Annotated in this window: 23 protein-coding genes; 14 read left to right on the forward strand and 9 right to left on the reverse strand. The window is 71.9% G+C overall.

The window, feature by feature from the left end:
* From EEJ42_RS26225 to nuoN, 8 genes are all read left to right on the forward strand, one after another.
* Positions 1 to 910: molybdopterin-dependent oxidoreductase (locus EEJ42_RS26225; protein ID WP_246097392.1), on the forward strand; the 910-nt coding region annotated here is incomplete at its 5' end.
* On the forward strand, positions 907 to 2,274 hold the full coding sequence (gene nuoH / locus EEJ42_RS26230) for an NADH-quinone oxidoreductase subunit NuoH (protein ID WP_123103544.1): 1,368 nt from the start codon (positions 907 to 909) through the stop codon (positions 2,272 to 2,274). The genes EEJ42_RS26225 and nuoH, both read left to right, overlap by 4 nt.
* Positions 2,264 to 2,863 (forward strand): NADH-quinone oxidoreductase subunit NuoI, encoded by a 600-nt coding sequence (nuoI, locus tag EEJ42_RS26235; protein ID WP_123103546.1) that lies wholly within the window; start codon positions 2,264 to 2,266, stop codon positions 2,861 to 2,863. Before nuoH ends, nuoI begins: the two co-directional genes overlap by 11 nt.
* Positions 2,860 to 3,756, forward strand: coding sequence for an NADH-quinone oxidoreductase subunit J (locus EEJ42_RS26240; RefSeq protein WP_123103548.1), 897 nt, complete (start codon positions 2,860 to 2,862; stop codon positions 3,754 to 3,756). Before nuoI ends, EEJ42_RS26240 begins: the two co-directional genes overlap by 4 nt.
* Complete coding sequence (gene nuoK / locus EEJ42_RS26245) at positions 3,753 to 4,052, forward strand: NADH-quinone oxidoreductase subunit NuoK (protein ID WP_009715954.1); 300 nt, start codon at positions 3,753 to 3,755, stop codon at positions 4,050 to 4,052. Before EEJ42_RS26240 ends, nuoK begins: the two co-directional genes overlap by 4 nt.
* A 16-nt stretch (positions 4,053 to 4,068) precedes the next feature.
* Positions 4,069 to 6,009: an NADH-quinone oxidoreductase subunit L gene (gene nuoL, locus EEJ42_RS26250; RefSeq protein ID WP_123103550.1), complete on the forward strand. Its 1,941-nt coding sequence runs from the start codon at positions 4,069 to 4,071 to the stop codon at positions 6,007 to 6,009.
* A 3-nt stretch (positions 6,010 to 6,012) separates the two neighbouring features.
* Complete coding sequence (locus EEJ42_RS26255; protein ID WP_123103552.1) at positions 6,013 to 7,677, forward strand: NADH-quinone oxidoreductase subunit M; 1,665 nt, start codon at positions 6,013 to 6,015, stop codon at positions 7,675 to 7,677.
* A complete protein-coding gene (nuoN, locus tag EEJ42_RS26260; RefSeq protein WP_123103554.1) occupies positions 7,674 to 9,383 on the forward strand; it encodes an NADH-quinone oxidoreductase subunit NuoN in 1,710 nt (569 codons plus the stop codon). The genes EEJ42_RS26255 and nuoN overlap by 4 nt, the downstream gene beginning before the upstream one ends.
* Before the next feature lie 64 nt (positions 9,384 to 9,447).
* On the opposite strand, the gene EEJ42_RS26265 is transcribed toward nuoN, so the two are convergent.
* The 8 genes from EEJ42_RS26265 to fahA all read right to left on the reverse strand — a co-directional run bounded on the left by EEJ42_RS26265 (position 9,448) and on the right by fahA (position 18,515).
* Positions 9,448 to 12,177: a fumarate reductase/succinate dehydrogenase flavoprotein subunit gene (locus tag EEJ42_RS26265; protein ID WP_123103580.1), complete on the reverse strand. Its 2,730-nt coding sequence runs from the start codon at positions 12,175 to 12,177 to the stop codon at positions 9,448 to 9,450.
* 29 nt (positions 12,178 to 12,206) lie between these two features.
* Positions 12,207 to 12,941 (reverse strand): ABC transporter ATP-binding protein, encoded by a 735-nt coding sequence (locus EEJ42_RS26270; RefSeq protein WP_123103582.1) that lies wholly within the window; start codon positions 12,939 to 12,941, stop codon positions 12,207 to 12,209.
* 53 nt (positions 12,942 to 12,994) lie between these two features.
* Positions 12,995 to 13,783, reverse strand: a complete 789-nt coding sequence (locus tag EEJ42_RS26275; protein WP_123103584.1) for an ABC transporter permease — start codon at positions 13,781 to 13,783, stop codon at positions 12,995 to 12,997.
* 188 nt (positions 13,784 to 13,971) lie between these two features.
* Entirely contained in the window at positions 13,972 to 15,330 is a 1,359-nt protein-coding gene (locus EEJ42_RS26280; RefSeq protein WP_123103556.1) for an ABC transporter substrate-binding protein, read from the reverse strand.
* Between the two features lie 11 nt (positions 15,331 to 15,341).
* Positions 15,342 to 15,569, reverse strand: a complete 228-nt coding sequence (locus tag EEJ42_RS26285; protein ID WP_009715946.1) for a 4Fe-4S dicluster domain-containing protein — start codon at positions 15,567 to 15,569, stop codon at positions 15,342 to 15,344.
* Positions 15,570 to 15,642: 73 nt separating this feature from the next.
* Positions 15,643 to 16,425, reverse strand: a complete 783-nt coding sequence (locus EEJ42_RS26290) for a GntR family transcriptional regulator (RefSeq protein ID WP_123103558.1) — start codon at positions 16,423 to 16,425, stop codon at positions 15,643 to 15,645.
* A gap of 226 nt (positions 16,426 to 16,651) precedes the next feature.
* Positions 16,652 to 17,155: a hypothetical protein gene (locus EEJ42_RS26295; protein WP_246097395.1), complete on the reverse strand. Its 504-nt coding sequence runs from the start codon at positions 17,153 to 17,155 to the stop codon at positions 16,652 to 16,654.
* Positions 17,156 to 17,213: 58 nt separating this feature from the next.
* Positions 17,214 to 18,515: a fumarylacetoacetase gene (gene fahA, locus EEJ42_RS26300; RefSeq protein ID WP_123103562.1), complete on the reverse strand. Its 1,302-nt coding sequence runs from the start codon at positions 18,513 to 18,515 to the stop codon at positions 17,214 to 17,216.
* Between the two features lie 209 nt (positions 18,516 to 18,724).
* Between fahA and EEJ42_RS26305 the strand changes: the two genes are divergently transcribed.
* The 6 genes from EEJ42_RS26305 (at position 18,725) to EEJ42_RS26330 (ending at position 25,857) form a co-directional block, all read left to right on the forward strand.
* Positions 18,725 to 19,969: a carboxylate--amine ligase gene (locus EEJ42_RS26305; protein WP_246097396.1), complete on the forward strand. Its 1,245-nt coding sequence runs from the start codon at positions 18,725 to 18,727 to the stop codon at positions 19,967 to 19,969.
* A 19-nt stretch (positions 19,970 to 19,988) separates the two neighbouring features.
* Complete coding sequence (locus EEJ42_RS26310) at positions 19,989 to 21,194, forward strand: FAD-dependent oxidoreductase (RefSeq protein WP_123103566.1); 1,206 nt, start codon at positions 19,989 to 19,991, stop codon at positions 21,192 to 21,194.
* 238 nt (positions 21,195 to 21,432) lie between these two features.
* Positions 21,433 to 22,440, forward strand: a complete 1,008-nt coding sequence (locus EEJ42_RS26315; protein WP_123103568.1) for a polyprenyl synthetase family protein — start codon at positions 21,433 to 21,435, stop codon at positions 22,438 to 22,440.
* A gap of 239 nt (positions 22,441 to 22,679) precedes the next feature.
* On the forward strand, positions 22,680 to 23,951 hold the full coding sequence (locus EEJ42_RS26320; RefSeq protein ID WP_123103570.1) for a LolA family protein: 1,272 nt from the start codon (positions 22,680 to 22,682) through the stop codon (positions 23,949 to 23,951).
* Between the two features lie 21 nt (positions 23,952 to 23,972).
* A complete protein-coding gene (locus EEJ42_RS26325) occupies positions 23,973 to 24,926 on the forward strand; it encodes an ABC transporter ATP-binding protein (protein WP_123103572.1) in 954 nt (317 codons plus the stop codon).
* Positions 24,913 to 25,857 (forward strand): ABC transporter permease, encoded by a 945-nt coding sequence (locus EEJ42_RS26330; protein WP_123103574.1) that lies wholly within the window; start codon positions 24,913 to 24,915, stop codon positions 25,855 to 25,857. Before EEJ42_RS26325 ends, EEJ42_RS26330 begins: the two co-directional genes overlap by 14 nt.
* A gap of 63 nt (positions 25,858 to 25,920) precedes the next feature.
* On the opposite strand, the gene EEJ42_RS26335 is transcribed toward EEJ42_RS26330, so the two are convergent.
* Complete coding sequence (locus EEJ42_RS26335) at positions 25,921 to 26,829, reverse strand: M28 family metallopeptidase (protein ID WP_246097398.1); 909 nt, start codon at positions 26,827 to 26,829, stop codon at positions 25,921 to 25,923.
* Between the last annotated feature and the right edge of the window lie 2 nt (positions 26,830 to 26,831).

Below are 26,831 nucleotides of genomic sequence, written 5' to 3' on the forward strand. Positions count from 1 at the left end.
CGCGATCGAGGCGGGGGCGCTGCCCGGGCTGCTGCCCGGCGGCCGCCCGGCGCACGATCCGCGGGCCCGCGAGGAGACCGCCGCGGTGTGGGGGATCACCGATCTGCCGCACCAGGTGGGCCGCGACACCGGCCAGATCGTGGAGGCCGCGGCGAGCGGCGGGCTCGGTGCGCTGCTGGTCGGCGGGGTCGAGGTGGCGGACCTGCCCGACCCGGCGCGGGCCGTGGCCGCCCTGGACGCGGCGGAGTTCGTGGTCAGCCTGGAGCAGCGGCCCTCGGAGGTCACCGAGCGGGCGGACGTGGTGCTTCCGGTCGCGGCGGCGGCCGAGAAGTCCGGCACGTTCCTCAACTGGGAGGGGCGGGCCCGGCCGTTCGAGGCCGCGCTCAAGCCGGACCAGATGACCCGCCGTCACACCCTCCCGGACGCCCGGGTGCTGCACATGCTGGCCGACGCCCTCGATACGGACCTGGGCCTGCCGGACGTGGCGGCCGCCCGCACCGAGCTGACCCGGCTCGGCACCTGGCAGGGGCTGCGCGCCACCGCGCCGCTGGAGACCGGGGGCCCGCTGCCCCGGCCCGCCGAGGGCGAGGCGGTGCTCGCCGGTCACCGGCTGCTGCTCGACCAGGGGCGGCTCCAGGAGGGCGATCCGGCGCTGGCGGCGACCCGGCACGCCGCGGTGGCCCGGCTCTCGGCGGCGACCGCCGAGGAGGCGGGGGTGGCCGACGGCCAGACGCTCCGCGTCACCGGCCCGGCCGGATCCGTCCAGCTGCCCCTGTGCGTGACCCCGATGCCCGACCGGGTCGTCTGGCTGCCGCTGGCCTCCACGGGCGGCGGTGCGCAGCGCGATCTGGGGGCCCGCCCCGGTGACGTCGTCACGATCACCGCTTCCGCGACGGAGGTGACCGCATGAGGTATCTCGCCGCAGAGGACCTGTCGATGTTCGGCCGCGACCCGTGGTGGCTGATCCTGATCAAGGTCGTCTTCTGCTTCGCGTTCCTGATGCTGACGGTGCTGATCTCCATCGTCATGGAGCGCAAGGTGATGGGCTGGATGCAGCTGCGCATCGGCCCGAACCGGCACGGCCCCTGGGGCATGCTCCAGTCCCTCGCGGACGGCGTGAAGCTGATGCTCAAGGAGGACGTGGTCGTCAAGGGCGCCGACAAGGTGGTCTACGTCCTGGCGCCGATCGTCGCGGCCATCCCGGCCTTCATGGCGGTCGCGGTGATCCCGTTCGGCCCGGCCGGCGGCGAGGTCTCGGTCTTCGGGCACCGCACCGCGATGCAGCTGACCGATCTGCCGATCGCCGTCCTCTACATCCTCGCCACCGCATCGGTCGGCATCTACGGCATCGTGCTGGCGGGCTGGTCGTCCGGGTCGACGTATCCGCTCCTCGGCGGCCTGCGCTCCTGCGCCCAGATGATCAGCTACGAGATCGCGATGGGCCTGTCCTTCGCGGCGGTGTTCCTCTACTCCGGGTCGATGTCGACCTCGCAGATCGTCGCCTCCCAGCAGGACCGCTGGTACGTGGTGCTGCTCCCGGTCTCGTTCCTCATCTACATCGTGGCGATGGTCGGGGAGACCAACCGGGCCCCGTTCGACATGCCGGAGTCCGAGGGCGACCTGGTGGGCGGCTTCAACACCGAGTACTCGTCGATCAAGTTCGCGCTGTTCATGCTCGCCGAGTACATCAACATGGTCACCGTCTCGATGGTCGCCGTGACCCTCTTCCTCGGCGGCTGGCGGGCGCCCTGGCCGATCAGCACCTTCTGGGAGGGCGCCAACCACGGCTGGTGGCCGCTGCTGTGGTTCGTCGGCAAGGTCGTCTCGTCGCTGTTCGTCTTCATCTGGATCCGCGCCTCGGTGCCCCGGGTGCGCTACGACCAGTTCATGAAGCTGGGCTGGAAGGTCCTCATCCCGATCTCGATGGTCTGGCTGATGCTGGTCGCCACCGTGCGGGCGCTGCGCAACGAGAACTACGACAACCAGTCGATCGTGCTGTACGTCGGCGGCGCGGTGATCGCGCTGCTGCTGCTGTCCTTCGTCGTCGACGTCTTCCGCGATCGCGGGGCGGCTGCGAAGGGCGAGGCCGGACCGGCGGTGGAGGAGGGCCCCGAGCCCGCCTTCGACCCGATGGCGGGCGGATTCCCGGTGCCGCCGCTGCCCGGCCAGTCCCTGCCGCCCGTACCGCGACGGCGCTCCCGACAGGAACGGGAGCTGATTGTCAGTGGTGGCCCCGACACTGTCAGTGACGGAAAGGAGGCCGATGGTGTCTGACTTCCAGAACCCGGTGGCCGGCTTCGGCGTGACCTTCAAGGCCATGTTCAAGAAGCGGCTGACCGAGCAGTACCCCGAGGAGAAGAAGCCCACCGCGCCCCGCTTCCACGGACGTCACCAGCTCAACCGGCATCCGGACGGGCTGGAGAAGTGCATCGGATGCGAGCTGTGCGCCTGGGCCTGCCCGGCGGACGCCATCTACGTGGAGGGCGCGGACAACACCGACGAGGAGCGCTACTCGCCGGGCGAGCGCTACGGCCGCGTCTACCAGATCAACTATCTGCGCTGCATCCTGTGCGGCCTGTGCGTCGAGGCGTGCCCCACCCGGGCGCTGACCATGACCAATGAGTACGAGCTGGCCGACCGCACCCGCGAATCGCTCATCTACACCAAGGAAGAGCTGCTCGCGGGCCTCGAGGACGGCATGGTGGACAGCCCCCACGCCATCTATCCGGGGACGGACGAGCAGGACTACTACCGCGGGCTGGTGACCGAGGCCGCGCCCGGGACCACCCGTCAGGTCGCGGTCAGCAAGGGCGAGACGCCCGAGACGGACGGCGAGCAGGCCGAAGAGGAGGTGCAGGCATGAGCGGCGCGCTGGCCGCGGCGGCCTCCACCACCTCCGTCGGCGAGGCCCTCCAGTTCTGGGTGCTCGGCACGGTCGCCGTGATCGGCGCGCTGTGCACGATCCTGATGCGCAAGGCCGTGCACAGCGCCCTCAGCCTGGCGGGCACCATGATCGTCCTGGCGGTCTTCTACCTCGCCAACGGGGCGTATTTCCTGGGCGTCGTCCAGATCGTCGTCTACACGGGCGCGATCATGATGCTCTTCCTCTTCGTCGTGATGCTGGTCGGCGTCACCGCGGCCGACTCGCTGAAGGAGACCCTGAAGGGGCAGCGCTGGCTCGCCGCCCTGTGCGGGCTCGGCTTCGGCATCCTGCTGTGCGCCGGAATCGGGAACGCCTCGCTGAAGACGTTCGACGGGCTGGCGCAGGCCAACTCCGGCGGCAATGTGGAGGGCTTGGCGGCCCTGGTCTTCACCAAGTACGTCTTCGCCTTCGAGATCACCGGCGCGCTGCTGATCACCGCGGCGGTCGGCGCGATGGTGCTGACCCACCGCGAGCGCACCGAGCGCGCGCGCAGCCAGCGCGAGCAGTCCGAGGCGCGGGTGCGCACCGGCAAGCACGTCCCGCCGCTGCCCGCCCCGGGCGTCTACGCCCGGCACAACGCGGTGGACATCCCCGGTCTGCTGCCCGACGGTACGACGTCCGAGCTGAGCGTCAACGCGACGCTGCGCGGCCGCGGCCAGGTCCGGGACGTCTCCGGTGAGGCGTTGGCGGAGCTGGCGGCGCTGGAGCAGCGCTCGGAGCGCTGGCTCGGGCGGCGGAAGCCGGAGGGCGCCGAGGCCGAGGGTGCTGAGGGTGCCGAAGGCGCCGAGGGCGCGTCCGAGGACGTCGAGCACCGCAAGGGAGCCGCCAAGTGAATCCGGTCAACTACCTCTACCTGGCCGCCCTGTTGTTCACCATCGGTGCGGCCGGGGTCGTGATCCGGCGGAACGCGATCGTCCTCTTCATGTGCGTCGAGCTGATGCTGAACGCGTGCAACCTGGCGTTCGTCACCTTCTCCCGGCTGCACGGCAACCTCGACGGCCAGATCATCGCGTTCTTCACGATGGTCGTCGCGGCGGCGGAGGTCGTGGTCGGCCTCGCGATCATCGTGACCGTCTTCCGCTCCCGCCATTCGGCCTCGGTCGACGACGCCAGCCTGATGAAGCTCTAGAAGGGGTCGCGTTCAAGTGGAGAACCTCATCGGATTGCTCGTCGCGGCCCCGCTGCTCGGCGCTGCCGTGCTGCTGTGCGGGGGCCGGCGGCTGGACCGCACGGGCCACTACCTGGGCACGGTGCTCGCGGGCGCCTCCTTCGTGATCGGCGCCGTGCTCTTCGCCGACATGCTCGGCCGGGGCGAGCACGACCGCGCCCTGCACAGCCAGGTCTTCAGCTGGATTCCGGTGGGCGGCTTCCGCGCGGACGTCGCCTTCCAGCTCGATCAGCTGTCGATGACCTTCGTGCTGCTGATCTCGGGTGTGGGCACGCTGATCCACATCTACTCGATCGGCTACATGGCGCACGACGAGCGGCGCCGCCGCTTCTTCGGCTATCTCAATCTCTTCCTCGCCGCCATGCTGCTGCTCGTCCTCGCCGACAACTACCTCCTGCTGTACGTCGGCTGGGAGGGTGTCGGCCTCGCCTCGTACCTGCTCATCGGCTTCTGGCAGCACAAGCCGAGCGCGGCGACGGCGGCGAAGAAGGCGTTCATCGTCAACCGCGTCGGCGACATGGGCCTGTCCATCGCGATCATGCTGATGTTCACGACCTTCGGGACCTTCGCCTTCGCCCCCGTGCTGGCCAACGCGGAGGACGCGGGCGAGGGCAAGCTCACCGCCATCGGGCTGATGCTGCTGCTCGCCGCGTGCGGCAAGTCGGCCCAGGTGCCGCTCCAGTCCTGGCTCGGTGACGCGATGGAGGGCCCGACCCCGGTCTCGGCCCTGATCCACGCCGCGACCATGGTGACCGCGGGCGTCTACCTGATCACCCGCTCCGGCGCGATCTTCAACGCGGCGCCCGACGCACAGGCCGCGGTGGTCGCGGTCGGCGCGGTCACGCTGCTCTTCGGTGCGATCGTCGGTTGCGCGAAGGACGACATCAAGAAGGCCCTCGCCGGGTCGACGATGTCGCAGATCGGCTACATGATCCTGGCCGCCGGGCTCGGCCCGATCGGCTATGTCTTCGCGATCATGCACCTGGTCACCCACGGCTTCTTCAAGGCGGGGCTCTTCCTCGGCGCCGGGTCGGTCATGCACGGCATGAACGACGAGGTCGACATGCGCAAGTACGGCGGCCTGCGGAAGTACATGCCGGTCACCTTCGTCACCTTCGGGCTCGGCTACCTCGCCATCATCGGCTTCCCGGGGCTCTCCGGATTCTGGTCCAAGGACAAGATCATCGAAGCGGCCTTCGCCAAGGGCGGCACCGAGGGCTGGATCCTCGGCGGCGCGGCCCTGCTGGGCGCGGCCATCACCGCGTACTACATGACGCGCGTGATGCTGATGACGTTCTTCGGCGAGAAGCGGTGGGAGCCCGCCCCCGACCCGGACAAGGCGCCCAGCGTCGAGCCCGGTATCGAGGTGCGCCCCGGCGAGCTGCCGCATCCGCACGAGTCGCCGAAGTCCATGACGATCCCCATGATCGTCCTGGCCTTCGGATCGGTCTTCGCGGGCGGTCTTTTCAGCTTGAACGACGCGTTCCTGAAGTGGCTCGAACCGGTCACCGGCCACAGCCACGGCCACTCCCCGCTCAGCGCCGCGACGGTCACCGCGGGGACGATGGTCGTCCTGGCCATCGGCGTCGCCCTCGCCTGGGCGCAGTACGGGCGCCGGCCCGTGCCGCGCACCGCGCCGCGCGGCTCCCTGCTCACCCGGGCCGCCCGCCGCGACCTGCTCCAGGACGACTTCAACCACGTCGCGCTCGTCCAGCCCGGCCGCTACCTCACCCGCGGTCTGGTCTACGTCGACCACAAGCTGGTCGACGGCGTGGTCAACGGCACCGCGGCCGGGGTCGGCGGACTCTCCGGCCGATTGCGCAAGCTCCAGAACGGCTACGCCCGTACGTACGCGGTCTCGATGTTCGGCGGTACGGCGGTGCTCATCGCCGCGACCCTGCTGATGAGGGCGGTCTGAGTCATGTCCTTTCCCCTGCTGACGGCCACGGCCGCGGTGCCCGCGCTCGGCGCGGTCGCCACCGCCGCGGTGCCCGCCGCCCAGCGAGCCGCCGCCAAGTGGGTGGCGCTGGCCTTCTCCCTGGTCACCCTCGCCCTCGCCGCGGTCATCACGGTCCGCTTCGACCCGGACGGCGGCCGCTTCCAGCTCACCGAATCCCACGCCTGGATCAAGGACTTCGGGGTCCGCTACGAACTGGGCGTGGACGGCATCGCGGTCGCCCTGATCGCGCTCACCGCCGTGCTCATCCCCTTCATCATCCTGGCGGGCTGGCATGACGCCGACCCCCTGGAAGGCGCCCGGCCCAACCGCCGCTGGCGGCCCACCCAGGGCTTCTTCGCGCTGATCCTGCTGGTCGAGGCGATGGTGGTGATCTCCTTCGAGGCCACCGACGTCTTCGTCTTCTACATCTTCTTCGAAGCCATGCTCATCCCGATGTACTTCCTCATCGGCGGCTTCGGGGACCGGGCCGGGGAGCGGTCCGAGGAGGAGACGGCGACCCAGCGCTCCTACGCCGCGGTGAAGTTCCTGCTGTACAACCTGGCGGGCGGGCTGATCATGCTGGCCGCGGTGGTCGGCCTCTACGCGGTCACCGCCGACGACCTGGGCACCGGCACCTTCTCGCTCCAGCAGATCGTGGAGGCCCGGGCGAGCGGACAGCTCGACTTCGCGACCACCACCGAACGGCTGCTGTTCCTCGGCTTCTTCTTCGCCTTCGCGGTGAAGGCGCCGCTGTGGCCGCTGCACACCTGGCTGCCCAACGCGATGGGCGAGTCCACCGCCCCCGTCGCCGTGCTGATCACCGCGGTCGTCGACAAGGTCGGCACCTTCGCGATGCTCCGCTTCTGCCTCCAGCTCTTCCCCGAGGCCAGCAAGTGGGCCACCCCGGTGATCCTGGTCCTGTCGCTCATCAGCATCATCTACGGCGCGCTGCTGGCGATCGGCCAGCGGGACATCAAGCGGCTGATCGCCTACGCCTCGATCTCCCACTTCGGCTTCATCATCCTCGGCATCTTCGCCATGACCACCCAGGGCCAGGGCGGCGCCACCCTCTACATGGTCAACCACGGCATCTCGACCGCCGCGCTGATGCTGGTGGCCGGGTTCCTCATCACCCGGCGCGGCTCGCGGCTCATCGCCGACTACGGCGGTGTGCAGAAGGTCGCCCCGGTGCTCGCCGGCACCTTCCTGATCGGCGGTCTGGCCACCCTCTCGCTGCCGGGGCTCGCGCCCTTCATCAGCGAGTTCCTGGTGCTCGTCGGCGCGTTCGCCCGCTATCCGGTGGTCGGCGTGATCGCCACCCTCGGCATCGTGCTCGCCGCGCTGTACGTCCTGATCCTCTACCAGCGCACCATGACCGGCCCGGTGAAGGAAGAGGTCCGGTCCATGCCCGATCTGCGGCCGCGCGAACTGCTCGTCGTCGCGCCGCTGATCGCGCTGCTGCTCTTCCTCGGCGTCTACCCCAAGCCGCTGACGGAGATCGTCAACCCGGCGGTCGACCACACGCTGTCCGTGGTGGACGAGAAGGATCCCAAGCCCGATCACCCCGTCACTGACGCGGGCTGGTTCCACTACAGCCCCAAGCCCGAGGGTGCTTCCCACGACGGTGCTTCCGGAGGTGCCAAGTGACCCACGCGGCCACTGTCCACAGCCTGTGGGCGACAGCGGCGGCGGCGCCCGACAAGATCCCCGCGCCGCACGTCGAGTACGGGCAGCTGGCGCCCACCCTGATCGTGCTCGGCGCCGCGATCATCGGCGTACTGGTCGAGGCGTTCCTGCCGCGCGCCCAGCGTTACGCCGCCCAGCTGTTCGTCTCCGTCGTCTCCCTCGCCGCGGCCTTCGCGGCCGTCATCGGCCTCGCCGCGAGCGACTACGGCACCGGGAAGGCCCACGTCGCGGCCATGGGTGCCATCGCCGTCGACGGACCCGCGCTCTTCCTCCAGGGCACCATCCTCCTGGTCGCGCTGGTCTCGGTGTTCACCTTCGCCGAGCGGCGGCTCGACCCGGTCGTCCACGGCAACCGCGTCGACAACTTCGCGGCGCAGGCCGCCGCCGTGCCCGGCGGCGAGGCCGAGAAGGCCGCCGNCAACTTCGCGGCGCAGGCCGCCGCCGTGCCCGGCGGCGAGGCCGAGAAGGCCGCCGTCAAGGCCGGGTTCACCACCACCGAGGTCTTTCCGCTGGTCCTCTTCGCGGTGGGCGGCATGCTCGTCTTCCCCGCCGCGAACGATCTGCTGACCCTCTTCGTCGCGCTGGAGGTCTTCTCCCTCCCGCTGTACGTCCTGTGCGCGCTCGCCCGGCGCCACCGGATGCTCTCCCAGGAGTCCGCCGTCAAGTACTTCCTGCTCGGCGCCTTCTCTTCGGCGTTCCTGCTCTTCGGGATCGCCCTGCTGTACGGCTACGCGGGCACCGTCGCGTACGCCGGTATCGCCGACGTCGTCGACGGCCAGGTCCGCAACGTCACCCCGGCGCTCGCCGGGACCATGGGCAACGACGCGCTGCTGCTCCTCGGCGGGGCGCTGGTGCTGATGGGCCTGCTGTTCAAGATCGGCGCCGTTCCGTTCCACATGTGGACCCCGGACGTCTACCAGGGCGCCCCCACCCCGGTCACCGGCTTCATGGCCGCGGCCACCAAGGTGGCGGCCTTCGGCGCGCTGCTGCGGCTGCTGTACGTCGTCCTGCCGGGGCTCCGCTGGGACTGGCGGCCGGTGATGTGGGGCGTCGCCATCGTCACCATGCTGGGCGGTGCGATCGTCGCCGTCACCCAGACCGATGTGAAGCGGCTGCTCGCCTACTCCTCCATCGCCCACGCCGGGTTCATCCTCGCCGGTGTCATCGCCACGACCCCCGACGGCATCTCCTCCGTCCTCTTCTACCTCGCCGCGTACTCCTTCGTGACCCTCGGCGCCTTCGCCGTGGTCACCCTGGTGCGCGACGCGGGCGGCGAGGCCACCCACCTGTCGAAGTGGGCCGGGCTGGGCCGCCGTTCGCCCCTGGTGGCCGCCGTCTTCGCGGTCTTCCTGCTGGCCTTCGCCGGCATCCCGCTGACCAGTGGGTTCGCGGGGAAGTTCGCGGTCTTCAAGGCGGCGGCGGACGGGGGCGCGGGTGCGCTGGTCGTGATCGGTGTGATCTCGTCGGCGATCGCGGCCTTCTTCTACATCCGGGTCATCGTGCTGATGTTCTTCAGTGAACCCCGTACGGACGGCCCGTCGGTGGCCGTCCCGAGCCCCCTGACCTCGTCGGCGATCGCGATCGGCGTCGCGGTCACGGTGGTGCTGGGCGTGGCACCGCAGTACTTCCTCGACCTGGCAGGCCAAGCGGGCGTCTTCGTCCGCTAACCGCCCCCCCCGGGGACTGCCCCGCCCCGGCCGGACCACCGCGAGGTGCCCGGCCGGGGCCCCGCTAGGCGGTCGCCTTCGCCGCGTAGGCGCGGACGTCGGCGTCCGGGTCGGAGCGGACCGTGGACAGGGCCGCGCGGGCGTCCGGGGCGTGCTCCGCCAGCGGCAGCAGGGCCAGCACCGCGGCCTTGCGGACGTCGGCGTGCGGGTCGGTCAGGGTCCGGGCCAGGGCGGGGACGCCGAGGTCCGGGGTGGCGGCGGACAGTGCCGTCGCCGCGCCCCGGCGGACCTGCCATGCGGGGTCCTCCAGCGCCGCCAGTGCCTCCGCGTCGAGCGGCGCCGGGCAGCCTGCCGAGGCCAGGGCCTCCAGGGCGGCGGCCCGTACGAGGACGTCCGCGTCCCCCAGCAGCGGCGTGAGAAGGCGGCGGGCCGCCGCCGGGCCGCCGGGAGCCAGGGTGCCCAGCGCGCCCGCCGTCGCCACCCGTACCTCACGCGACGCGTCCGCCGCTCCCGGCTCCAGCGCGGTGAGCGCGTCCACCGACACCAGCCCCCGCACGGCCTGGAGGCGGACCTCGATCGCGGCGTCCGTCAGGGCGCGCGCGAACAGCTCCGCGTCGCCGAGTCCCCGTGCGCGCAGGACGTCCAGCGCTGCCGCTCGCACGGTCGGGTCGGTGACCTCCAGGGCGTGCAGCAGCGCTGCGCGGAGGGCGGGTTCGGGGGGCAGGACCTCGACCAGTTCGCGCAGCGACGCGGCCGCCCCGGCGCGTACCCCGGCGTCCGGGTCGGCGAGCGCCCCCGCCAGGGCCGGGCCGGTGCCCGGTGGCGCGGACTCGGTGAGGGTGGCGACGGCGGCCCGGCGGACCGCCGGGTCCGGATCGGCCAGATAGGGCCGGAGGGCCGGGAGTTCGGGCTGTTCCTCGGCCAGGGCGAGGAGTTCGAGGATGCGGGGGGAGGAGGCCACAGGAGACGCCCCGGCCCCCTCGCGCCGAGGCCCGCCCGCGGCCACCCCCGACCCGCGCGGTGCCGCCTGGCGCGGCCCCGCCGTGGCGACTTGCTCGGGCCGCACCTCACCGATCGGGCGGGAGGCCCCGCCCACCGGCGCGTACTCCTCGATCGGCACGAGGTACGGAGCCACCGGCCGGGCCGTGAACTCCATCGCCCCCGAGGCCGACTTCCGCAGATCCAGATGGTGCAGCCAGTCCGTGTCGTCGCGCAGCGGATGGTCCGTGCGCTCGTGGTAGAGCCCCCACCGGCTCTCCGTCCGGGCGAGCGAGGAGCGCGCGGCCATCTCGGCGCAGTCGCGGATGAAGGTGACCTCCGCGCACCGCATCAGCTCGTGCGGGGTGCGGGCGCCCATGGCGGCGATGTCCCCGCGCATCCGCTCGAACGCCTCGACGGCCAGCGACAGGCGGGCGCCGCTCTTGGGCGGGGCGACGTAGTCGTTCACGAAGCGCCGCAGCTTGTACTCGACCTGCGGCTGCGGCGGCCCGTCCGGGTTCCGCAGCGGCGCGTACACCAGGGCGTGCGCGTCGGCGAGCTGGTCGCGCGGGAGTTCGCCCTCGTACGCCCGGTACTGGGCGGCGTCCTCGCCAGCGAGGTCGCCGAAGACGAAGGCCCCGATCATGTAGTTGTGCGGTACGCACGCGAGGTCCCCGGCCGCGTACAGCCCCGGCACCGTGGTGCGCGCGTGGTCGTCGACTCGTACGCCGGACGCGGAGTGGCCGCCGCACAGGCCGATCTCGGAGATGTGCATCTCCACGTCGTGGGTGCGGTAGTCATGGCCGCGGCCCGCGTGGAAGGCGGCGCGGGTGGGGCGTTCGGTGGAGTGCAGGATGGACTCCAGGGCGGCCACCGACTCCTCCGGCAGATGGCTGAGCTTCAGATAGACCGGGCCGCGCTCGCTCGCCACCTCCGCCGCGAATTCGGACATCATCTGCCCGGACCAGTAGTCGGAGTCGACGAACCGCTCGCCGTGCCGGTTGACCTGGTAGCCGCCGAAGGGGTTGGCGACATAGGCGCAGGCCGGGCCGTTGTAGTCCTTGATCAGCGGGTTGATCTGGAAGCATTCGATCCCGGTCAGCTCGGCGCCCGCGTGGTACGCCATGGCGTAGCCGTCGCCCGCGTTGGTGGGGTTCTCGTACGTCCCGTACAGATAGCCGCTGGCGGGCAGCCCGAGGCGGCCGCAGGCGCCGGTGGCGAGGATGACGGCCCCGGCCCGGACGGCGACGAAGTGCCCGGTGCGGGTGTGGAAGGCGGCGGCGCCGACGGCCCGGCCGTCCGCGGTCAGGACGCGGACCGGCATGACCCGGTTCTCGATCCGGATCCGCTCGCGCATCTCGCGCCGCCGCAGCTGCCGGTAGAGGACCTTCTTGACGTCCTTGCCCTCGGGCATCGGCAGGACGTACGAGCCGGAGCGGTGTACCTGGCGGACCGCGTAGGCGCCGTGCTCGTCCTTCTCGAACTTCACCCCGTACCGCTCCAGGCGCTTGACCATGTCGAAGCCCCGGGTGGCGGTCTGCCGGACGGTTGACTGGTCGACGATGCCGTCGTTGGCGCGGGTGATCTCGGCGACGTAGTCGTCGGGTTCGGCCCGGCCGGGGACGACGGCGTTGTTGACGCCGTCCATGCCCATCGCGAGCGCGCCGGAGTGCCGGACGTGCGCCTTCTCCAGCAGCAGGACGGAGGCCCCGCGCTCGGCGGCGGTGAGCGCGGCCATGGTTCCGGCCGTGCCGCCGCCGATGACCAGGACGTCGCAGGACAGCTCCTCGGCCGCGTCGAGTGCGGGGATCTCCAGGGTGTGCGCGGTTGTCACGAGAGGCCCTTTCACGTTCCGAGGGAGCCGAGGGATTCGAGGACCTGGCGGCGCAGCGCGACCGTCGCGGCGGCGTCGTGCGCGGCGCGCTCGCGCGGATGCGGCACACCGAGCACCCGGGCCGTGCCCGCGCCGTCCAGGAGGGCGATGCGGTCGCCGAGGAAGACCGCCTCGTCCACGTCATGGGTGACGAAGACGACGGTGGCGTGCGTACCGTCCAGCACGTCCACCAGCAGTCGCTGCATCCCGGCCCGGGTCTGGGCGTCGAGCGCGCCGAACGGCTCGTCCATCAGGACGGCGCGCGGCGCACCGGCCAGCGCGCGGGCCAGCTGGACGCGCTGCCGCTGCCCGCCCGACAGCTGGTGCGGAAGGCGCCGGGCGTGGCCGGTGAGCCCGACCCGCTCCAGCCACTCCGCGGCCCGGGCGCGCCGCGCCGCCCGGGGAACGCCCCGGATGACGAGGGGGAGTTCCACATTGGCGTGCACCGTGCGCCAGGGGAGCAGCGCGTCCTCCTGGAAGATCAGGGCGCGGTCGGCGTGGGGGCGGGTGAGCGGCTCGCCGTCCTGGGTGACCCGCCCGCCGAGGACCGGCAGCAGTCCGGCCAGGGTGCGCAGCAGGGTCGACTTGCCGCACCCGGACGGGCCGACGACGGTGAGCACCTCGCCGGGCGGGATGTCCAGGTCGAGGCCGTGCAGGACCGGCGCCCCGGGGCGGCCCAGCTCGGCGCCGTGCAGCCGCAGCCGCAGACCGGGCGGCGCCGCGGCGGTCGCGGGCGGGGCGGTGGCGACATCGGACGTGGTCACGGGGTGCCCTTCCCTGGGAGGTACGCGGACGGGGCCGTGTTCTCGGTGCGCGGCAGCCAGCGGGTCAGCCGGCGGCCCGCCAGTTCCACCGCGGTGGAGGTCAGCCAGCCGAGGAGGCCGATGGTGGTCATGCCGACGAAGACGCCCGGATAGTCGACGATCGTGTAGTCCTGCCAGGTGCGATAGCCGACCCCGTACGCACCGGAGATCATCTCGGCGGAGATCACGCAGATCCACGAGACGCCGATGCCGACCGACAGCCCGCCGAGGATGCCGGGCAGCGCGCCCGGCAGCACCACCGAGCCCAGGACGCGCCACCGCCCGCCACCCATGGTCAGCACGGCCTCCTCCCACACCGGGGTCAGGGCGCGCACCGCGTGCCGGGTGCTGACCATGACCGGGAAGAAGGCGGCGGTGAAGGTGATGAAGACGATGCCCTGTTCATTGCTGGGGAACAGCAGGATCGCGACCGGGACGAGCGCGATGGCCGGGATCGGGCGGAGGACTTCGAGGACCGGGCTCAGCAGATCGGACGCCAGCGGTGAGCGGGCGATCGCGGTGCCGACGACGACGCCGAGGACCGCGGCGAGCGCGAAGCCGGTGAGGATGCGGGTGAGGCTGTCGGTCAGGTCCTGCCAGTAGGCGCCGGTGCCCAGGCGCCCGGCGAAGGTGTGGGCGACCTCGGTGACGGTCGGGAACTGCGCGAACCGCAGCCACAGGGTGACCTTCAGCGTGGTGAGGAGCTGCCACAGCCCGAGCGCGGCCAGCAGGGACGCGGCGCGCAGCGCGTACCGCGGCCAGGGGCGGCGTCGCCGCGGTGCGGCGCCGGGCGCGGCGGGGGCGGGGCGTACGGGGGTGGCGGTCACCGCGCTTCCTTCGGTGGTCACCGTGCTTCCGTCGGCGGAGACCGTGCCTTCTTCGAAGGAGACTGCGCTTCCGTCGGCGGAGACCGTGCTTCCCTCGGCGGAGGTGGTCACTTCGCCTCCTTCAGCGCCGTGGCGTACGACACGAGCCGGGCGCCGGGGTGCGCGGCGATCCACGTACGGGCGTTGGCCGCCGTGACGAACGCGCGCGGCTGCCCGCCGTCCTCGGCCCACACCGCCCGGTCCGCGAACCAGCGCGTCCCGGTGGCCGCGTCGGGCACGTACGCCGCCCGGACCGAGCCCTGGTGGGCGGCGGTGAAGCGCAGCAGCGCGGCGGAGGAGGGGAAGCTGCGGACCGTGTTCTCGCCCTTGAGCCACACCTGGTTCGGGGAGGCGGGCGGGGCGGCGCGCAGCGCCTTCGCGTAGGCGCCCGCGCTCCCGTACGCCCGTTTGATGTAGCGGTCGTCGATGAAGGAGTTCACGTCGACAGGGCCGGTCAGTTTGGCCTTGCGCAGGATCGGGACGTCCTTCTTGAGTGCCGCGACCAGCGCGGGCTTGATGGCGGGGTCGAAGGTCGCGATGCCGCCCGCGCCGTTGTAGAGGTAGACCACCTCGGGCGGCAGCCCGGTCGCCTTCGCCACCTTCTCGGCGGCGGGGAGCGGATGGTCGTCCAGATAGCGGTTGGCGTCGATCTGGGCGGACAGGAACGCCTGGAGGACGTCCGGGTTCTCCTTGGCGAACGCGTCGCGCGCGGTGACACCGTGGAAGGTCGGAAGGTTCAGCCGGGAGCCGTCGTACAGCGCCTTGGCCTTCCCCTGGAAGGCCAGCAGCCCCGGCCAGGCCACGAACTGCGAGAGAGCGTCCGCGCTGCCCGCCTCCAGCGCCGAGGCGCCGACGGCGGGCTGCTGGTTGAGCTTCTCGACGCCGTTCTCGGGATCGATACCGGCGTCCTGGAGGGCGCGGACGAGCGTGCCGTCGGCGGCCGAACCGACGCTGGTGGAGACCTTCTTGCCGCGCAGGCCGGACAGGTCGCGCAGCTTCGATCCGGGCTTGGTGACGATGGTGTTGAGGCCGCCGCGCAGGTTGTAGCCGGTCACGGAGACCAGACGGGTGGGGGCGTTCAGCTGGGTGCCGCGCCCGGAGTTGATCAGCAGCGGGAAGTCGCCCATCGAGCCGATGTCGACCTTCCCGGCCACCATTTGCGCGGTGATGGGCGCCCCGGTGGCGTAGTCCTGCCACTTCACCTTGTACGTGACGCCCTTGCGGTGGCCGAGCGCGCGCAGTTCGCGCTCGAAGTAGCCGAGCGAGCGCAGCAGGGTGCCCGCGGTCGTGGTGTTGATGGTCTTGGACTGGTAGCCGACGGTGACGGTCACGGTCTTGCCGCCCGCCTCCGCGTTGCCGCCGCAGCCGGTCAGGGACAGCAGCAGGGCACCGGCGGCAAGGGCGGCCGGAAGGGTCGTGCGCTGCATCGGAGGGCCTTTCACCTCAGGAGATAGGGCATGTTGACCGTGACCGCGCCGGTGGGACAGCGGGCGGCGCACGGGCCGCAGTACCAGCACTCGTCCACGTGCATGTACGCCTTGCCGCTGTCGGGGTGGATCGCGAGGGAGTCCAGGGGGCACATGTCCACGCACAGGGTGCAGCCGTCGATGCACTTCGACTCGTCGATCGTCACGGGAACGTCGGCACGCTGAGGCGTCAGAGGCATGGCTGTCTCCAGGGAGGGCGTGAAAGGGGGCGTGAAGGGTGATGAAGGGGGTGAAGGGCGGGCGGGGAGCAGATCAGGCGGTACGGCGCAGCAGCCCGCTCATGGTGATCCGGTCGCCGCGGAAGCGGATGAACTCCAGGTCGACGGGGCGGCCGTCGGCCAGGTGGCTGAGCCGTTCCAGCATGAGGACGGCCGCGCCGCGCGGGGCCTGGAGCACGGCGGCCGAGTGCGCGTCGGCGTTGACGGCCTCGAGGGTGATCTCGGCGGTGCCGAGCCGCTGTCCGGTGATCTTCTCGATCAGCCGGAAGACATCGGTGTTCTCCAGGTCGGCGCCCAGCAGTTCGGCGCCGATGTCCATCGGGAGGTAGGTGAGGTCGAGGGAGAGCGGAAGGCCGTCGAGCTGCCGCAGCCGCTCGACGTAGAGGACATCGGTGCGGACCGGGACGCGTAGCCGGTCGGCGACGCAGGCGGGTGCGGGCACCGGACCGACGGTGCGCACCTCGTTGGTGACCCGGCCGTGTTCCTTCAGGGTCTCGGCCAGCCCCTGTAGCCGGTCGAGGCCGTGCGGGTACTTCTCGGCCACGACGACCGTGCCCACGCCCGGCTGCCGCTCCACCAGACCTTCGGCGCGCAGCAGGTCGAGCGCCAGGCGCACGGTATTGCGGGACGCGCCGTAGTCCGCGCCGAGCGCGTCCTCCAGCGGCAGGACGCCGCCGGGGAAGCCGCCGGTGAGGATCTGGTGGCGGAGCAGATCGGCGAGCTGCCGGGCCTGGTCGGCGCGCAACCGGCGGCGGCGCGCGGCGGCGAGCGGCGGGGCGTGCTCGCGGGTGCGTTCGCGGGTGCGTTCGGCTGGCATCGGCCGGCTCCGGGGTGTGCTGGGCGGCGGGTCGTGTTCGGACCATACCGACGCGGCCGGTGCGATGGTGTTGCCAGCACATTGCGCCACCTGGCGGCCCGTTGGAAACCGCCCCGACCTGCGCCTTTCACCGGCGCGGACGCAAGATCTGCCACTGTGCGCGGCGAGCCCCCGGCGGTTTCGCCGGGGGCTCGTGGGGCGCGGACCGGCCGGTCGGCCCGGGCGATCAGCTGGAGGGGAGGTTCGTGGGCAGGTCGGTGGGGATGCCGGAGGGCAGCGAGGTCGGAATGTTCGACGGGATGTCGCTGGGGGAGGTGGTCCGGGTGAAGGTGTCGTTCTCGGAGAGCGCGTCCCAGTCGACCGTGAGCGTCTTGCCGTCCCCGCTCGGGGCCACCTTGCCCATGGTGCGGTCGGTGTTGCCGTCGGCGCACTTGAGCATCAGCATCTTCTCGCCGGTGTCGGTGTACTCACCGTTGCAGACGTGCTTGCCCGCGATCAGCGACGCCTTCTCGCCGCCGATGGACAGGATGAGCGTCTGGCTGCCGGTCTTGGCGAGGTAGGCGCCGGTGATCTTGGAGTTCGCGCCCCCCTCCGCCGGGGCGCTCGACTCCTGTGCCGACGGGGTGTCCTTGGACGTGTCCTTCGTCCCCTCGTCGCTGTCACTGCCGCACGCCGTCAGCAGGAGGGCGGCCGCGGCCACCGTCCCGGCGATGCTCGCTGCCTTCTTCACGCGCTTCTCCTCGGATATCAGGGCCGTCAGGGCAGGAGCACGACAAATTAGCAGTCGCTCATGACGCCGCCGGAACGACGTGGCCGGTCACCTCACCCATACCGATGCGGACCCCGTCCGGGCCGGGTGCCCACGCGGTGAGGGTCACCTCGTCGCCGTCCTCCAGGAACGTCCGGGTGCCGTGCGGGAGGTGCAGCGGATCGCGGCCGCCCCAGGTGAGTTCGAGCAGACAGCCCAGCTCGTCCGGGCGCGGGCCGCTGACCGTGCCGGAGGCGAAGACGTCGCCGGTGCGCAGCGAGGCGCCGTTCACCGTCAGATGGGCGAGCTGCTGGGCCGCCGTCCAGTACATGGCGGAGAACGGGGGCCGGGAGACGGTGTGGCCGTTGACGGCGACCTCGATGCGCAGGTCGAACCCGCCGGGCTCGGCGGCCGCGTCGTCGAGGTAGGGGAGCGGCGGGACGTCGCGGGCGGGCGGGGCGGTACGGGCCGCGGCGAGGGCGTCCAGCGGGGTGATCCAGGCGGCGAGGGAGGTGGCGAAGGACTTGCCGAGGAAGGGGCCGAGGGGGCGGTACTCCCAGGACTGGATGTCGCGGGCGGACCAGTCGTTGAGGAGACAGACGCCGAAGACGTGATCGTGGAACCCCGCGAGGGGCAGCGGTGTATTCAGAGGTGAGGGCGCGCCGACGACGAACGCGACCTCGGCTTCGAAGTCGAGGCGCAGCGAGGGGCCGAAGACCGGCCGGGGAGGAGCGGACGATGCAGAAGGAGAAGGAGCAGCCGGCGTGGGAGCGGCCGATGCGGGGGCGGGCGAGGCGGGGGCCTCGGCCGGGGGCAGCCGCTGGCCGTGGGGGCGGACGATGGGCGAGCCCGAGACGAGCACGGTGCCGGCCCGGCCGTGGTAGCCGATCGGCATGTGCTTCCAGTTGGGGGTGAGGGCGTCGCCGTCCGGGCGGAAGATCTTGCCCGCGTTGGAGGCGTGGTGCTCGCTGGCGAAGAAGTCGACATAGTCCGCCACCTCGATCGGGAGGTGGAGGGCGAGGGTGGTGAGGGGGTGCATGAGGGGCTCGATGGCGTGCCGGTGCGCCGGGTTGGTCAGCCAGTCGCGCAGCTCCGCGCGGACGGCCTGCCAGACCGGACGGCCCGCGGCCATCAGCGGGTTGAGCGAGGAGGCGCCGAGCAGTTCGGCGTGCGGGGAGGCCGCGGTCGCCGCGGCAGCGCCCGCGTCCAGCACATGGGCGCCGTAGCGCACGCCGATTTTCCGCAGATGAGGAGCGTCGGAGGTGGTGAACACGCCATAGGGGAGGTTGTCCGGGCCGAAGGGATCGCCTTCGGGCAGGTCGAGCGGGCTTCGCTGCGCCATGGGTGGTGCCTCGCCTTCTCCTCGTCGCCACGGGTTGGCCGGTCCACACCCTATGGCCCGGGGTGCGCCACCCTTGTGGGGTGACTGCCACCTAAAGGGATGGCAATGTCCGGATCCTCCTTGCTGGAGGGAGTAATTCCGAAGTAGCGTCCTTCATCAGGTCACGCACAGTGGGGGGACCACTGCGGTGGGGTGACCGAGGGGGACTCGTGGCGAGCAGTGCCGTGCCGTTCGCGGTGGACCGTTCCGTGCCGGGGCTGATCGTGAAGATAGGCGATTACCCGCTGCATCACGGGGGCGTGGGGGCCATTCGCTCCCTGGGCCGTCTCGGCGTACCCATGTACGCGGTCACCGAGGACCGTTGGACCCCGGCCGCCCAATCGCGCTATCTGAGGCGGGCCTTCGTCTGGCCGACCACCGGCAGGGAGCGGCCGGAGCGGCTGGTGGAGGGGCTGCTGCGGGCAGGGCGGGCGATCGGCCGTCCGACCGTCCTGCTGCCCACCGACGAGGAGGCGGCGGTGCTGATCGGCGAGCATGCCGATGTGCTCGCCGGGGAGGGCCGGTTCCTCTTCCCGCGCACCGAGCCGGGGTTGCCCCGGCGGCTGGCCAGCAAGCAGGGGCTGTACGAGCTGTGTGTCGAGCATGCGGTGCCCACCCCGGAGGCGGCGTTCCCCGGTTCGTACGCGGACGTCAAGGCGTTCGCGGTGAGCGCGCGGTTTCCGGTCGTCGCCAAGAACCGGGAGGCGTTCGAGCGGCGGAGGCAGCCTGCGGTGGGCGGGACGACCCGGATCGCCGGGCCGCGCGAGCTGCTGGCGCTGGCCCGGGACTGGGGGCCGCGGCCCGGGGTGGTGCTTCAGGAGTACCTCCCGCGGGAGTCCGCCGAGGACTGGATCGTGCACGCCTACTTCGACGCGGAGTCCACACCGCTGGCGATGTTCACCGGCGTCAAGGTGCGGTCCTGGCCGCCGCACGCGGGCATGACGGCGTGCGCGTACGCGGTGGACAACAAGGAGCTGGCCGGGATGACGGCCCGGTTCATCCAGCGGATCGGCTTCAGCGGCATCGTCGATCTGGACTGGCGCTTCGACCGGCGCGACGGGCGGTACAAGCTGCTGGACTTCAACCCGCGGATGGGCGCGCAGTTCCGGCTCTTCGAGAACGAGGCGCGGCTCGACGTCGTCCGGGCCCAGCACCTCGATCTGACGGGGCGCCCGGTGCCCGAGGCGGAGCAGCTGGCGGACCGGCGGTTCGTCGTCGAGAACATCGACCTGCCCGCCCTGCTCGCCTACCGCCGCAGTGGATACGCCACGCCGCACGCGCCCGCCCGGGCGAGCGGGACCGAGCTGGCATGGGCCGCGCGCGACGACATGCGGCCGTTCTTCACCATGCTGGCGCGCTGCGTGGGGCCCGGTGCGACGCATCTGTACCGGATGTGGCGCGCCAAGAACAGGTAACACCTTGGGGAGGGGATTCGTGAACGATCCGGTAGCAGTCATCGGGGCCGGTCCGTACGGTCTGTCGGCCGCCGCCCACTTACGCGCCCGCGGCCTGCCGGTCCGCGTCTTCGGGGAGCCGATGGTGAGCTGGCGCGAGCAGATGCCCGCGGGCATGCTGCTCAAGTCCACCCCGGTCGCGTCGACCATCGACGCACCGCAGCCGGGGCACACCCTGCTCGACTACTGCCACGCGGTGGGCGGCAAGCGGTATCAGTCCGACTGGGACATCATCCCCGTCGAGACCTTCGCGGAGTACGGGCTGTGGTTCCAGGAGCGGCTGGTGCCGGAGCTGGAGCGGACCCGGGTCGTCGCCGTCGACCGGCGGGGCGGCCGCTTCGAGCTGAAGCTGGATTCGGGGGAGCAGTTCACGGCGCGGGCCGTCGTCGTGGCCAGTGGGCTCAGCGGGCTCGCCCATCTGCCCGCCGAGTTCGCCGCCGCCGTCCCCGACGGGCCGTCCGCGGCCGGGCCGGTCTCGCACAGTTCGCACCACCGGGACCTCGGGCGGTTCGCGGGGCGCGAGGTCGTGGTGGTCGGGGCCGGGCAGTCGGCGCTGGAGAGCGCGGTGCTGCTGGCCGAGGCGGGCGCCGCTTCGGTGCGGGTGGTGGCCCGGGGGAGGGCCGCGGTCGCCTTCGGCGCCCCGCCGGACCGTCAGCCCCGGCTGCGGCCCGTATCGCCCTTCGGGCGCGCCTGGTCGCTGTACGCGCTGTCGTACCACGCGGCGGGCTTCCGGCGGCTGCCCGCACCGGCCCGGGAGTATCTGGTGCGCTCGGTGCTCGGCCCCAAGGGCGCCTGGTGGCTGCGGGGTCGCTTCGCCGGGCGGGTGCAGGTCACCCAGGGGGTGCGGATCACCCGGGTCACCGTGGAGGACGGCGGCCGGCCGGTGCTCACGCTGCGCGGCGGCAGCGGCCGGGTCGGCGAGCTGGCCGCGGACCATGTGCTGGCCGCGACGGGCTATCGGATGAATCTGGCCGCGCTCGGCTTCCTCGGCCCCGAGCTGCGCGCCGAAGTCGTCACCGGCGCCGGTGGGCCCCGGCTGGACGCGGGCTATGGCTCGTCCGTGCCGGGGCTGTACTTCACCGGAATTCCGGCGGCGGCCTCCTTCGGCCCGGTGATGCGGTTCGTGTGCGGCACGGAGTACGCGTCGCCCCGGCTGGCGAAGGCGGTGGCCACCGCGCACGGATGAGGCCCCTGGGCGGGCTGACGGTCCCCGATCGGTGAACGGTCGGGGGCCGCATGATGAATGATCTGCTGGTGATCGCGGGACCGTGTGGAGAAGCCGGTCGATCCGGGCGAGGGCGTTGTGCGGCGCACAAGGCGGGAAGGCGCCCACAGTGATCGATACCCGACCGGATACGCTGCCTTTTGGTGGAGGCGGCGACACATCGACATTCCGCGTGAACGCAGGCAGACAGGAGTACCCCGTGAGCGTCATCGGGCCCTTCGGGCTGAGCGTGCGGGACCGGACTCTGGAAGCCGACACCCAGGCCGGGCTGACGGCTGTCGAAGAGGGCCTGCTGGAGGCCACCAAGAGTGACGTGCCGTTCATCACCGAGGCCGCCCAGCATCTGGTGCGCGCGGGCGGGAAGCGTTTCCGGCCCCTGCTGGTGCTGCTGGCCGCGCAGTTCGGCGACCCGTACGCCCCCGGTGTGGTGCCCTCGGCGGTCGTCGTCGAGCTGACGCATCTGGCCACGCTGTACCACGACGACGTGATGGACGAGGCCGAGGTGCGGCGCGGGGTGCCCAGCGCCAACGCCCGCTGGGGCAACTCCGTCGCGGTGCTCACCGGTGACTTCCTCTTCGCCCGCGCCTCGCACGTCCTGGCCGATCTGGGTCCGGAGGCGGTGCGGGTCCAGGCCGAGGCGTTCGAGCGGCTGGTGACGGGCCAGATCCTGGAGACCGCGGGACCGCGCGGCCGCGACCCCATCGAGCACTATCTGGACGTCCTCGCGGGCAAGACGGGCTCGCTGATCGCCGTCTCGGGCCGGTTCGGCGCGATGATGTCGGGCGCCGACGAGTCCATCGTCAACATCCTGACCCAGTACGGCGAGCGTCTCGGGATGGCCTTCCAGCTGGCCGACGACGTGCTCGACATCGCCAGCGACAGCCATGAGTCCGGCAAGACCCCCGGCACCGATCTGCGCGAGGGTATCGCCACCCTCCCCGTCCTGCATCTGCGGGCGCAGGCGGAGGCGACCGGTGCGCCGGAGGACCGGGAGCTGTGCGAGCTGCTCGCGGGCGACCTCACCGACGACGCCCGCCATGCGGAGGTGCTGCGGCGGCTGCGCGCCCACCCCGCCCTGGAGCAGGCCCGCCAGGACACGCTGCGCTATGCGGCGGAGGCCCGTTCGATGCTGGCCCCCCTGCCGGAGGGCTCGGCGAAGTCGGCCCTGGAGGGCCTGTGCGACGCGGTGGCCCACCGGGCCGGGTGACCCCCGGATCCGGCCTGATCGACAAGACACCCCCTACGGGATACCCGGAGGGGGATCCGCCCCGGGGCGCGGGCCGTCATACCCGAGCAGTACGCGGACGTGATCCTGCGGGCTGACGTATCGGCGCTCCCGATTTGGTGGGATGAGAACACCACCACATGGCGGGATCGGGAGACAATGGCCCGAGAGGTGGACGAGTGCAGGCTGACGACCGCCGCCGACGACGGAGGTAGAGCAACATGGCACGGATCCGACCGATACAGGTCGCCGACGACGGCTTCTGGGACGAGAATCGACCAACACGGCGTACGAAGGCGCTCCGCTACGGGGCCCCGGTCGCGGTGGTGGGCATCGCGGCCGCGACGATCGGGCTCGTCCCGGCGCTGGCCAGCGGCGGCGCCCCGGACCTGCCGAAGATCACGGCACAGCAGCTGATCAGCAAGATGGCGGCCTCGGACCAGCAGCAGGTGTCCGGCTCGCTGAAGATCACCACCGATCTGGGCCTCCCCACGCTGCCGGGCGGCGGCTCCCTCGCCGGTGCCGCGAACGACCTCGCGGGCGAGAAGGGCGCGACGGCCTCGCCGGAGTCCAAGCTCACCGAGCTGGTGTCCGGTACCCACACGCTGCGGGTGGCCGCCGACGGCCCCGACAAGCAGAAGGTGTCGATCGTCGAGAACGCCGCCGAGTACAGCATGATCCACAACGGCGACCAGATGTGGGCGTACGACAGCGGCAGCAACTCCGTCTTCCACTCCACCGCCCCCAAGGACGCCGCGGGCAAGCGCGACCACCAGCGCGAGGCACCCCGTGACCTGCGGGACGCCACTCCGCAGCAGTTCGCCAAGCAGATGCTCGCCGCCGTGGACGACACCACCGAGGTGACGGTCGACGGCACCACCCGGGTCGCCGACCGGGACGCCTACCAGCTGCTGATCAAGCCCAAGCAGAGCGCCTCCACGGTCGGCTCGATCCGTATCGCGGTCGACGCGGACAACGGTGTGCCGCTGAAGTTCACCCTCACCCCGAAGAGCGGCGGCAAGGCGGCCGTCGACGTGGGCTTCACCAAGGTGGACTTCGGCAAGCCCGCCGCGGGCACCTTCGACTTCACCCCGCCCAAGGGCGCCAAGGTCACCGAGGACGGCGCCGCCGACCACCGGGGGAAGGCCGACCACCGGGAGAAGGGCTTCAAGGAGCGGCCGGGCGGCGCCGACGCCATGTCCGGCCCCCTGTCCGGGCTGAACGTCACCGGCAAGGGCTGGGACGCCATCGCCCGCCTCGACGACGGCCAGAAGGCCGGTGCGACCGGCGGGTCTCCCTCCGCCCCGGGCGGCGACGGCGGAGCGGCCTCCGGTCTCCTGGGCAACTTCGGCAAGAAGGTCAAGGGCGACTTCGGCTCCGGCACGGTGTTCAGCACCCGTCTTGTGAACGCGCTGATGACCGACGACGGCAAGGTCTTCGTCGGCGCGGTCGACAAGGACGCACTGGTCGCGGCCGCCAACAAGGCCAAGTAGAAGAACGGGGAAGGAGAGCCCGTGGACGAGCCGTCCGCCGATGCCGTGGTGGAGACCCGCGGGCTCACCAAGCGCTACCGGGGCGGGCAGCTCGCCGTCGACGGGCTCGACCTGACCGTCCCGCGCGGCAGCGTCTTCGGCTTCCTCGGGCCCAACGGCTCGGGGAAGACGACGACCATCCGCATGCTCATGGGCCTGATCGAGCCCACCTCGGGCGGCGCCCGGCTGCTGGGGCGGCCGATGCCGCGCGCCGCCCGCAGCGTCCTGCCGAGGGTGGGCGCCCTCATCGAGGGGCCCGCCCTCTATCCGTATCTGAGCGGCCGGGACAATCTGCTGCGCTACGACGCCGCCGACCCCACCGCCGATCCCCGCACCCGTGCCGCCCGCGCCGCGGCCGCCCTGGACCGGGTCGGGCTCGGGGCCGCGGCGGGGAAGAAGGCCCGGGCGTACTCGCTGGGGATGAAGCAGCGCCTCGGCCTGGCCGCCGCCCTGCTCCAGCCGCGTGAGCTGCTGGTGCTGGACGAGCCGACCAACGGGCTCGACCCCCAGGGCATGCGCGAGATCCGCACCCTGGTGCGCGAGCTGGCCCGGGAGGGCACCACGGTCTTCCTCTCCTCGCACCTCCTCGACGAGATCGAACAGGTCTGTACCCATGCGGCGGTCATGGCCCAGGGCCGTCTGATCGCCCAGGGCACCGTCGCCGAGCTGGCGGCGGGCAGCCGCGGCAGGCTGTCCGTCACCACCCCGGACCCGGCCGACGCCGTCCGCGTCCTCAAGGAGCACGGGGTGACGGACCTGGTGGTCCTGGAGGAGCGGGTCACCGGCGAGCTGCCCTCGCCCGCGCCCGAGCCCGCCGACCTGAACGCCGCCCTGGTGCGCGCCGGGGTGCGGGTGCGGGCCTTCGGCGCCGAGGGCGCCTCGCTGGAGGACGCCTTCGTCGCGCTGACCGGGGAGGGGTTCGATGTCGCGGGCTGAAATGGCTGACAAAGGCGAGACGTCCGGGACCGGAGAGTCGTACGAGGCGCCCCGGACGCGTCCGCTGTGGGCCCTGGCCCTCTTCCGCAGCGAGCTCACCACCACCTTCCGCCGTTGGCGGACGCTGGCGCTGCTCGGGGTGCTCGCGGCCGTCCCGGTCCTCATCGGCGTCGCCGTGAAGATCGAGACCAGCGACGGCGGTGGCTTCGGCCGCGGTGGCGGTGGCGGTGGCGGGGGCGGCGGCGGAGGAACCGGCGACGGGCCCGCCTTCTTCTCCCAGATCACCAACAACGGGATCTTCCTCGTCTTCGCCGCGCTGGCGGCGACGCTGCCCGTCTTCCTGCCGATGGCCATCGGCGTGATCGCCGGGGACTCCATCGCCGGTGAGGCGGGCCCGGGGACGCTGCGCTATCTGCTGGTCGCGCCCGCCGGGCGCACCCGGCTGCTGCTCGCCAAGTTCGTCACTATCCTGACGTTCTGCCTGGCCGCGACCCTGGCGGTGGCCATCGCCGGTCTCGCGACCGGGGCCATGCTGTTCCCGCTCGGCGATGTCACGCTGATCTCCGGCACCTCGGTGTCCTTCGGCGACGCGCTGCTGCGGGCGCTCGGTGTGGCGGGCGCCGTGGCGCTGTCACTGGTGGGGATCGCGGCGGTGGGCCTGTTCATCTCCACGCTCACCAACAGCGGCATCGCGGCCATGGCGACCACGGTCGGGCTCGTGGTCACCGTGCAGATCCTGGACACGATCCCGCAGCTGCACGCGATCCACCCGTATCTCTTCCCGCACTACTGGCTCAGCTTCGCGGATCTGCTGCGCCAGCCTGTCTACTGGGACCAGCTGATCAAGAACGTGGAGCTCCAGGGGCTGTATCTGGCGGTGTTCGGCTCGGCGGCCTGGGCCCGGTTCACCGCGAAGGACATCACGGTCTGAGCAGTCCGAGCGGTCCGAGCGGTCCGTACGTCTCCGTACGGACCGCTCAGGAATGCCGGTGCGTCAGGAGGACAGCGTCCAGACGGCGTACGCGATGGCGTCGCTGTTGCGGTCCAGCGCGGTGTCGTTGATGTTGGTCGTGGTGTCGCACGACCGGTGGTAGCAGCGGTCGAAGGCCTGACCGGAGGTGCCGCCCCACTTCTGGGCCTGGGCGGCGGTCTTGATGTAGTCGGCGCCGCTGAACAGGCCGCCCACCGGGATGCCCACGTTCTTGAACGGGGCGTGGTCGGAGCGCCCGTCGCCCTCCGTCTCTATCTCCGTCGAAACGCCCTTGGTGGCGAAGAAGTCCTTGAAGACCCCTTCGATGCGGGCGTCGTCGTCATAGACGAAGTAGCCGGGGTTGGGCGAGCCGATCATGTCGAAGTTGAGATAGCCGTCGATCTTCGCCCGGTTGGCGGACGACAGGCCGTTGACGTAGTTCCGCGACCCGACCATGCCCAGCTCCTCGGCGCCCCACCAGGCGAACCGCAGGTGCTTGGTGGGCTTCAGCCCCGAGCGGGCGACGGTGAGCGCGGTCTCCAGGACGGCGGCGGACCCCGAGCCGTTGTCGTTGATGCCCGGACCCGCGCTGACGGAGTCCAGGTGGGCGCCGGAGAACACCACGTTGTCGGCGTCGCCTCCGGGCCAGTCGGCGATGAGGTTGTAGCCGGTGGAGCCGCTGGAGGTGAACTGCTGGACCGTGGTGGTGAACCCGGCCGCGTCCAGCGCGGCCTTGATGTAGTCGAGCGACGCCTTGTAGCCGGGGCGGCCGTGGGCGCGGTTGCCGCCGTTGGCGGTGGCGATGGACTGGAGCTTGGTCAGATGGGCCTTGACGTTCGCGAGCGGGACGTCCGGCACGGCGAGGGCGGCGGCCGCCGGAGGCGGCGGGGGAGCCGCGGCGGCCGCGGAGGTGGCGGGGGCGGCCGAGACCAGGG

The organism is Streptomyces botrytidirepellens (assembly GCF_003721215.1).
Taxonomy (GTDB): domain Bacteria; phylum Actinomycetota; class Actinomycetes; order Streptomycetales; family Streptomycetaceae; genus Streptomyces; species Streptomyces himastatinicus.